At 69.5% G+C, this 7,286-nt stretch carries 8 protein-coding genes; 6 read left to right on the forward strand and 2 right to left on the reverse strand.

Annotated features, from left to right (window positions below; translation table 11 throughout):
• Positions 1 to 498: 498 nt before the first annotated feature.
• Positions 499 to 1,080, reverse strand: coding sequence for a TetR/AcrR family transcriptional regulator (locus L942_RS34835; RefSeq protein ID WP_037368484.1), 582 nt, complete (start codon positions 1,078 to 1,080; stop codon positions 499 to 501).
• A 79-nt stretch (positions 1,081 to 1,159) separates the two neighbouring features.
• Here L942_RS34835 and L942_RS34840 point away from each other — a divergent pair, with 79 nt between their 5' ends.
• From L942_RS34840 to L942_RS34855, 4 genes are all read left to right on the forward strand, one after another.
• Positions 1,160 to 2,545: a cytochrome P450 gene (locus L942_RS34840; protein ID WP_037368486.1), complete on the forward strand. Its 1,386-nt coding sequence runs from the start codon at positions 1,160 to 1,162 to the stop codon at positions 2,543 to 2,545.
• 109 nt (positions 2,546 to 2,654) lie between these two features.
• Entirely contained in the window at positions 2,655 to 3,221 is a 567-nt protein-coding gene (locus L942_RS34845) for a TetR/AcrR family transcriptional regulator (protein WP_037368489.1), read from the forward strand.
• 155 nt (positions 3,222 to 3,376) lie between these two features.
• Positions 3,377 to 3,874, forward strand: a complete 498-nt coding sequence (locus L942_RS34850; RefSeq protein WP_235079590.1) for a nitroreductase family deazaflavin-dependent oxidoreductase — start codon at positions 3,377 to 3,379, stop codon at positions 3,872 to 3,874.
• Positions 3,874 to 4,329, forward strand: a complete 456-nt coding sequence (locus L942_RS34855) for an NUDIX hydrolase (RefSeq protein WP_037368492.1) — start codon at positions 3,874 to 3,876, stop codon at positions 4,327 to 4,329. The genes L942_RS34850 and L942_RS34855 overlap by 1 nt, the downstream gene beginning before the upstream one ends.
• Positions 4,330 to 4,679: 350 nt before the next feature.
• Here the strand turns inward: L942_RS34855 and L942_RS34860 are convergent, their stop codons facing one another.
• On the reverse strand, positions 4,680 to 5,234 hold the full coding sequence (locus L942_RS34860) for a GlcG/HbpS family heme-binding protein (protein WP_037368495.1): 555 nt from the start codon (positions 5,232 to 5,234) through the stop codon (positions 4,680 to 4,682).
• A gap of 186 nt (positions 5,235 to 5,420) precedes the next feature.
• Here L942_RS34860 and L942_RS34865 point away from each other — a divergent pair, with 186 nt between their 5' ends.
• Positions 5,421 to 6,539 carry a sensor histidine kinase gene (locus L942_RS34865; protein ID WP_051166467.1) on the forward strand — a complete coding sequence of 373 codons (1,119 nt, stop codon included), beginning with the start codon at positions 5,421 to 5,423 and terminating at the stop codon, positions 6,537 to 6,539.
• Positions 6,532 to 7,167, forward strand: coding sequence for a response regulator (locus L942_RS34870; RefSeq protein WP_037368497.1), 636 nt, complete (start codon positions 6,532 to 6,534; stop codon positions 7,165 to 7,167). The genes L942_RS34865 and L942_RS34870 overlap by 8 nt, the downstream gene beginning before the upstream one ends.
• The last annotated feature ends 119 nt before the right edge of the window (positions 7,168 to 7,286 follow it).

A 7,286-nucleotide genomic window follows, 5' to 3' on the forward strand; every position in this document is an offset into this window, starting at 1 on the left:
AAGGCGGGAAAGCGTGCCTTGACAAGCACCCACCGCCCGCAGGGAGGCTTCGTATCGGGGTGCGGGGCGGGGGCTGGGTGCCTCGGTGGGTGGGTGCAGTGGCTGCGGTTTATGGGGTGGCTGCGCGGTTCGGGTGGGTTGGTGCGGGGAGGGGGCTGGGTGTGGGTGCAGCGGCTGTGGTTTATGGGGTGGGTGCGCGGTTCGGGTGGGTTGGTGCGGGGAGGGGCTGGTCCCTTGCTCGGTGGGTGCGGCGGCTGCGGTTTTCGGCGGTGCCCCGATGCGGCATCGGGTGCGTGGGCTGCGCTGAATGTTGCGCTGGGTGGGGTGCGCTGAATGCCGAGTGGATGCATCTCGGCCGCGTCTTTGGGCGGGGCGTGAGGGGCTCCTTGAGGGAATCTAAGTCCGTGAAGGGGCCCTTCACGGTCGGTCGCTGGTCGTGAGGGGGTCCTTGAGGGAATCTGCGTCTGCGAGGGTTCCCCTCACGGAAGCTTCGTCGCGTTAGATGTCGTTGGGGTCCACGTCTACGGCGGCGAAAAGAGTCCTCGCGCAAAGGTCCCGCAGTTCCTCGGTGCTGATCTTCGGCTCGTCCAGCCAGTCCAGGATCAGCGTCGCCACGAACGAGAGCCATCCTCGGACTGCCAGCTGGGTGGTCGGGGTGACTGGGCGCAGGAGGCTGACCGCGGACAGGATGCGCTCCGCGTTGGCGGCCATTCCCGCCTCGCAGATTTCCCGGATCTCGCGGTCGGCGTCGCCTGCGCTGCGGTGGACGATGCGGTAGCCGTCGGGGTGGGTGCGGGCGAATTCCAGGTATACCTCCAGCCCGGCGCGCAACTGTTCAGCCACCGGCAGCGCTGGGTCGGGTTCGCTCATCTTCAGCAGCTGGTCGCGCTGCTCTCGGACGATCGCGGCGAAGAAGTCCTTCTTGGTCGGGAAGTAGTGGTACAGCAAACCGCGTGAGACGCCGGCGATTTCGGCTACCTCTTCGATCCACACCTCGTCGTACGGGCGGCCCGCGAACAGGCCGGCTCCGATGGTGAGCAGCTGTTCGCGCCGCTGTTCGGTGCTCAGGCGCGTCCGCATCCTCCCAGCTTACTTGACACCAGTTCAGTAGCGGAGGATGGTAACGCTATTGGATGCGGGTTCAGTAGGGGAGCGAACGTTGGACACCACCGCGATTCCGCACCGGCGGGGCCGGCTTCCGGTCGTCGGCGACCTGCTCGGGGCCAGTCTTCGGACGCCGTTGCAGGGCACCATGCGCGCCGGCGAGAAGCTCGGGCCGATTTTCACTCGCAAGTTCTTCGGTCTCGAGATCGTGTTCGTCACCGGGGTCGACCTGGTCTCCGAGCTCAACGACGAGACGAAGTTCGGCAAGCACGTCGGGCTCGGCGTCGAGCGGTTGCGCGCGGTCGCGGGGGACGGGTTGTTCACCGCGCACACTCGCGAGCCGAATTGGCGGCTGGCGCACGACATCCTGCAGCCCGCGTTCTCCGCCGAGTCGATGCGCCGCTACCACTCGACCATGCTCGAGGTGGCCGGCGAGCTGACCGCGTCGTGGGATCGGGCGACCGGTCCGGTCGACGTCGCCGCCGACATGACGCGGTTGACGCTCGAGACGATCGGCCTCGCGGGCTTCGGTTACCGCTTCGGGTCGTTCGAGCGCACCGAACCGCATCCGTTCGTCACCGCGATGATCCGGGCGCTGCGGTTCGCGCAGCTGGAGAACGTCAAACTCCCGTTCGTGCGGCGGGCGCTGGCCGGGTCGACGGCGCAGAATCAGGCCGACATCGCGACGATGACGAACCTGGTCGACGAGGTCATCGAAGCGCGCCGCAGGGAAGGCGGCGAGGTGCGCGACCTGCTCGGGTTGATGCTCGCCGAGGGCCACCCGGTGACGGGCGAACAGCTCGACCCGGTGAACATTCGCAACCAGGCCATCACGTTCGTCGTCGCGGGCCACGAGACGACGTCCGGTGCGTTGTCGTTCGCGTTGTACTACCTGACGCGGCACCCGGAACTGCTGGAGAAGGCCCGCGCGGAAGTCGACGCGGTGTGGGGCGATCGCGAACCGGCCTTCGGCGACGTCGCGAAGCTGCGGTACGTCCGCCGCGTGCTCGACGAGGCGATGCGGCTGTGGCCGACCGCGCCCGGCTACTCCCGGGAAGCGCGCGAAGACGTGGTCTTGGGCGGGAAATACCCGATGCGCAAGGGCGATTCGGTCATCGTCCCGCTGCCGATGCTCCACCGCGACCCCACCGTGTGGGGGCCGGATCCGGAGAAATTCGACCCGGACCGCTTCGAGCCGGCGGCGGTGCGGAAGCGTCCGGCTCAGGCGTACAAACCGTTCGGCACCGGGGAACGCGCGTGCATCGGCCGCCAGTTCGCGCTGCACGAAGCGGTGCTGGCGCTGGGGATCATGCTGCAGCGCTACGACTTCGAGGCAGATCCGTCGTATGAGTTGAAGATCGTCGAATCGCTGACGCTCAAGCCCAGCGGATTCACCCTGCGCCCGCGGCTCCGGAAGCGGGCGCCGGTGCTGACCAGCTGACCTCGGCCGACTGTTTTTCCTGGTGTCGGTGCCCCGCGCTACGATCAGGGCAGTCGTACAGGGCGATCGCCCTAACGACTGCCCGGGACGATCGACCAGGAGAGCGCGGATGACTTCACCGGCAGCGGCACGCGGGCGGGACGTGCGGCAGCGGCTGCTGACGGCGGCGACGGAGCTGGTGCCAGAGCGTGGCTGGACAGGGGTGAGCACCCGCGTACTGGCGGATCGGGCCGGGGTGACTCCGAGCGTGGTGCACTACCACTTCCCGTCGCTGCAGGCGTTGCTGCGCGAGGCGGTGCTCGACGCGATGCGCGAGGTGCTGGAGAGCGTCGGTCCCGCGCTGGCCGCGACGCAGAACCCGGCTGATCTGGTGTCCGCGCTGATGGGGTCCGTCGAGCCGGATACCGGCGTCGACCCGTTGTCGGTGCTGTTCGTCGAGGCGTACCTGGCGGCGAGGCGCGACGACGAGCTGCGGGACCAGGTCGGGGGCTTGCTCCTGGCGTTTCGCGCGCAGGTCAGTCGCTGGCTCGCCGAGCGCGGGGTACCCGATCCGGAGGCCACCACGGAGGTGCTGGTGGCGACCATCGATGGCTTGCTGCTGCACCGCGGTCTCGTCCCCGGCGGGGATCCGGCGGCGGTCACCGCCGTCCTGCGGGGGCTGGTTACGCAGCCTTAGCGAGGGGGAAAGTTCCTGCCCGTCCGCAAACCGCGCCTCCCACTGAAAGTAGCCCGGTTGCCGGGAATTGACCGGTTCGTGGCCGGGAATTTGACCGGGAAGTCCGCCGCGCTCATCACGAACCCGCACCATTCGGCACAGGAGGGAGTCCGATCGTGAACCGGATAGCGCGCACGGTCTTCAAAGCGCCGGCGAAGCTGTACGACCGCGACCTGGGATGGTTGCTGGGCAAGCGTTTCCTGTGCCTTACCCACTTCGGCCGGAAGTCCGGCCGCCGCTACCGGACGGTCCTGGAGGTGATCGGGCTTCGTCCGCGGACCGGCGAGGTGCTGGCCATCGCCGGATTGGGCCCGTCCTCGGACTGGTACCGCAACATCCAGGCGACCCCGGCGGCGGAGGTCGCGATCGGCCGCCGGAAGTTCGTGCCCGCGTACCGCATCCTCGACGAGCTCGAAGCAGCCGACGCGATCGCCGACTACGAACGCCGCAACCTCCTGCTGCGCCCGATCTTGCGTCCGGTGTTGAGCAAACTCCTGGGCTGGCGCTACGACGGCTCGGACGCGGCTCGGCGCCGGATGGTCCAGCAGTTGCCCATAGTCGCCTTCCGCCCGCGCGGCGGAGCCGAATCCGACCGAGAAGGTACTGACCGCTGATGAACTACATCGCCGAATTGCGCGCCCTAGTCGGCACCCGCCCGCTGATCCTGCCCGGCACTTCGGTGCTGATCGCCGACGAGCGCGGCAGGCTGCTGCTGGTGTTCCGCGAGGAAAGCCAGGACTGGGGACTGCCCGGCGGATTCCTCGATCCCGGCGAGTCCTATGAGGACGCCGGCCGCCGCGAGGTACGCGAGGAAATCGGACTGGTGGTGCGGGACCTCGAACTGCTCGGCGTCTACTCCGGACCGGAGTACTTCTACCGGTATCCGCACGGCGACGAGGTGCACAACGTCACCGCCGCGTTCGCCGCGACCGTCGAGAACACCGAGGTCACCGTGGACGGCACGGAGATCACCGGCTACGAGTTCTTCGAACTGGACCGGCTGCCGGACAACATCATCGCGCCGGAACGGCCGATCGTCGAGGACTACGTGAAGCGGTTCCGCGGGTAGGCCGTGCCGGGTCGGACACGTCCGGCGGATCGCCCGGGCGTCCCATCGGTTCCCGAGCGCGCTGGTGAGCATCAGGGCGGCGGGCGCTCGGCTGGATCTGCTAGAGGCGCATCACCGGGGTCGGAAGGAAGAGGCGGTCCGGGGCATCGAAATCCTCCTGAACGGCCGGGTTCGGCGGTGCTAGCTGAGGTGCCGCTCGACCATTGCCATCCGGGCCAGTTCGTCGCGGCTGGCGTGGATCGACCGCGTTGGCGACAGACCGTGCGCACGGAATACGCCAGCAGGTGGACCGGCAGACCCTGACCCCGGTGGGCGACGAGGCCCACCGGGGTCCCAGCCGGGCTCGCCCGTCACTTGCCGAGCGCGTCCACCCCGGCTTGGGCGAAAGTCTCGTCCTGCGCACCCGACGGCGCCCCGGCCACGCCGACCGCCGCGATCGGGGCGTTGTTCGCGTCCACCGGAACCGCGCCGGCAAGGAACAGGGTGCCCTTGATGTCCTTCAGCGTCGGGGTCTGCTGCAACCGGCCGGTCAGCTCCGAGGTCTTGGCGTTCCAGGAAACCGCGGTGAACGCCTTCTCCTCGGCCGACGAGTACGACTGCGGGCCGGCGCCCTCGCCGCGCAGGGTCACGATGGTGTTGCCGTCGCGGTCGACCACCGCGACCGACACTTTCTGGCCCGCCTTCTCCGCGGCGTCGAGCGCGGCCTGCGCGGCCTTCTGCGCCGCGGCGATCGACAGGCGCGTGGTCTGGACCAGCCCCTTCGGCGCGGCCTGGGCGGGAGCGGCCTGCGCCGGGGCGGCCGGGGTAGCGGCGTTGGCGGCCAGCGCGCCGGTGGTGGCGGCTCCGATCACGGCGAGGCCGCCGACGACAGTGGCGATGCGGGTCTTGGCGGTGAAGTTCTTCATCAGGTGCTCCCTGGCTTGTCCGGCTTCGATGCGTTCATCGTGCGTTTCGGACCGCCTGCACCGGATCGGAGTCTCGGCTCGCCTCGCGGCGAGGAACGGCCGACACTCGGGTCATCCGATCGGCTGATGCCGGCCGGGTGCGCACAGGTCAGGCTGCGGGACGGGACGGAACTACGGAGGGCGGCGATGGTCGACCGGGACGCGCGGTGGCTGGCCGCGACCATGCACACGGCGTTCTTCCTGCTGCTGGTCGCGTCGATCGTGCGCTACCTCGACCACCACCACGGCGAACCGGCCGCGCCCTGGGTGATCGCGCTGACCGGGGGTTTGGCCGCGGTCTACGCGGTCGGCCTGGTGCTGCGGGTCACCGGGCCCGAGCAGGTGACCGTGCCGTACCTGGCGTGGCTGACCGTCGTGACCGTGCTGTGGGTGGTGCTGGTGCTGCTCGCGCCGAGCTTCGCGTGGTGCGCGGTCCCGCTGTTCGTCACCGGCCTGCGCACCCTGCCGACCGGGCCCGCGCTGGTGCTGGTCACGCTGGTGACCGCGCTGGTAGTGCTCTCACAGAACCGGCTCTCGACCGGCTTCGACCCGAACCTGACCATCGTGCCGGTGGCCGTCGCCGCGGTGACCGCCGCGGTGATCACGTACCTGCGGCGGCAGGCGGTCCGGTTGCGGGAAACCGAACGGCGCGCGGGAATGCTCGACGAACGGCAACGGCTGTCGCGCGAAATCCACGACGCGCTGGCGCAAGGTCTGTCCAGCCAGGCGATGCTGCTCCAGGCGGCCGACCGCGCGTGGGCCGATCCGGACTTGGCCCGCGAACATTTGCATGCGGCACAACAGATCGGCGCGCGAAACCTGGCCGAAGCCCGCGGCCTCGTCCAGGACCTGGCCCCCGCCGACCTCGACGGACATTCGGTCGAGGAAGCCCTCCGGAACGTCGCCGAACGCGAACCGCGGCCGGTGCGGGTCCAGGTCGACGGACCGGCTCGGCCGCTGCCCAGCCGGGTGCAGTCCACTTTGGTGCGGATCGCGCAGGGTGCGCTGGCCAACGCGCGCGAACACGCGGACGCGTCGGGAGTGGCGCTCACCCTCACGTACCTAGACGATGAGGTCGTGCTGGACATCACCGACGACGGCCGCGGTTTCGACCCGGCCGCCCCGGCCGCCGACGGCCGCGGCCACGGCCTGCCCGCGATGCGCGCCCGGGCGGCGCAACTCGGCGGCCGGCTGACCGTCGAATCCGCGCCCGGACAGGGCACCGTCATCTCGGCTGCGATTCCGCTGGGACCAAGCCATGCCTGACGACCAGCCGATCCGCGTCGTGCTCTGCGACGACCACGCCATGGTCCGGGCCGGCCTGCGGGCGTTGCTGGCCGGGGCGGGCGGGATCGAGGTCGTCGGCGAGGCCGCGACCGGGCACGAAGCGATCAACCTCGCCGCCGCGTTGCGCCCGGATGTGGTGTTGATGGATTTGCAATTGGGCGACGGCATGGACGGGGTGGAAGCTATTCGGCGGCTACGTTCCGCTGCGGAGCCGCCTCGGGTGCTGGTGTTGACTACTTACGACACCGACGCCGACATCACTCGGTCCATTGCGGCCGGGGCCACCGGGTATTTGCTGAAGGCTGAATCGGCGGACGAGCTGTACGCGGCGATCCGGGCCGCGGCGGCTGGGCGGACCGCGTTGTCGGCCCCGGTGGCGGATCGGATGATGGCGCAGCTGCGGTCTCCTCGGCGCTCGTTGACTGATCGGGAGCGGGATATTCTCGAGCAGCTCGCGCAGGGGGTGGGGAACCGGGAGATCGCCCGGCGGTTGTTTATCAGCGAGGCTACGGTCAAGACGCATTTGGGGCGGATTTACGAGAAGCTGGGGGTGGATACGCGGGCTGGGGCGGTTGCGGTGGCTAAGGAGCAGCGGTTGCTTTCTTGAGGGGGTGGGGGCGGGCGGCTCGTCGCCCTGGCGGGCGACATTGCGCCCGGGTTGGGGGCGTGGGGCACCCCGAAGCCCGATTGTGCTGACGGTTCGGGGGTGCTTGTCAAGGCGGGAAA

Origin of the sequence: Amycolatopsis orientalis DSM 43388 (genome assembly GCF_000411975.1) — a bacterium.
GTDB classification, from domain to species: Bacteria; Actinomycetota; Actinomycetes; order Mycobacteriales; family Pseudonocardiaceae; genus Amycolatopsis; species Amycolatopsis orientalis_D.

Coding starts and splice junctions, on each gene's coding strand:
- L942_RS34870 (WP_037368497.1), top strand. CDS start 6,532: ATGCCTGACGACCAGCCGATCCGCGTCGTGCTCTGCGACGACCACGCC.
- L942_RS34835 (WP_037368484.1), bottom strand. CDS start 1,080: ATGCGGACGCGCCTGAGCACCGAACAGCGGCGCGAACAGCTGCTCACC.
- L942_RS34855 (WP_037368492.1), top strand. CDS start 3,874: ATGAACTACATCGCCGAATTGCGCGCCCTAGTCGGCACCCGCCCGCTG.
- L942_RS34845 (WP_037368489.1), top strand. CDS start 2,655: ATGACTTCACCGGCAGCGGCACGCGGGCGGGACGTGCGGCAGCGGCTG.
- L942_RS34860 (WP_037368495.1), bottom strand. CDS start 5,234: ATGAAGAACTTCACCGCCAAGACCCGCATCGCCACTGTCGTCGGCGGC.
- L942_RS34865 (WP_051166467.1), top strand. CDS start 5,421: ATGGTCGACCGGGACGCGCGGTGGCTGGCCGCGACCATGCACACGGCG.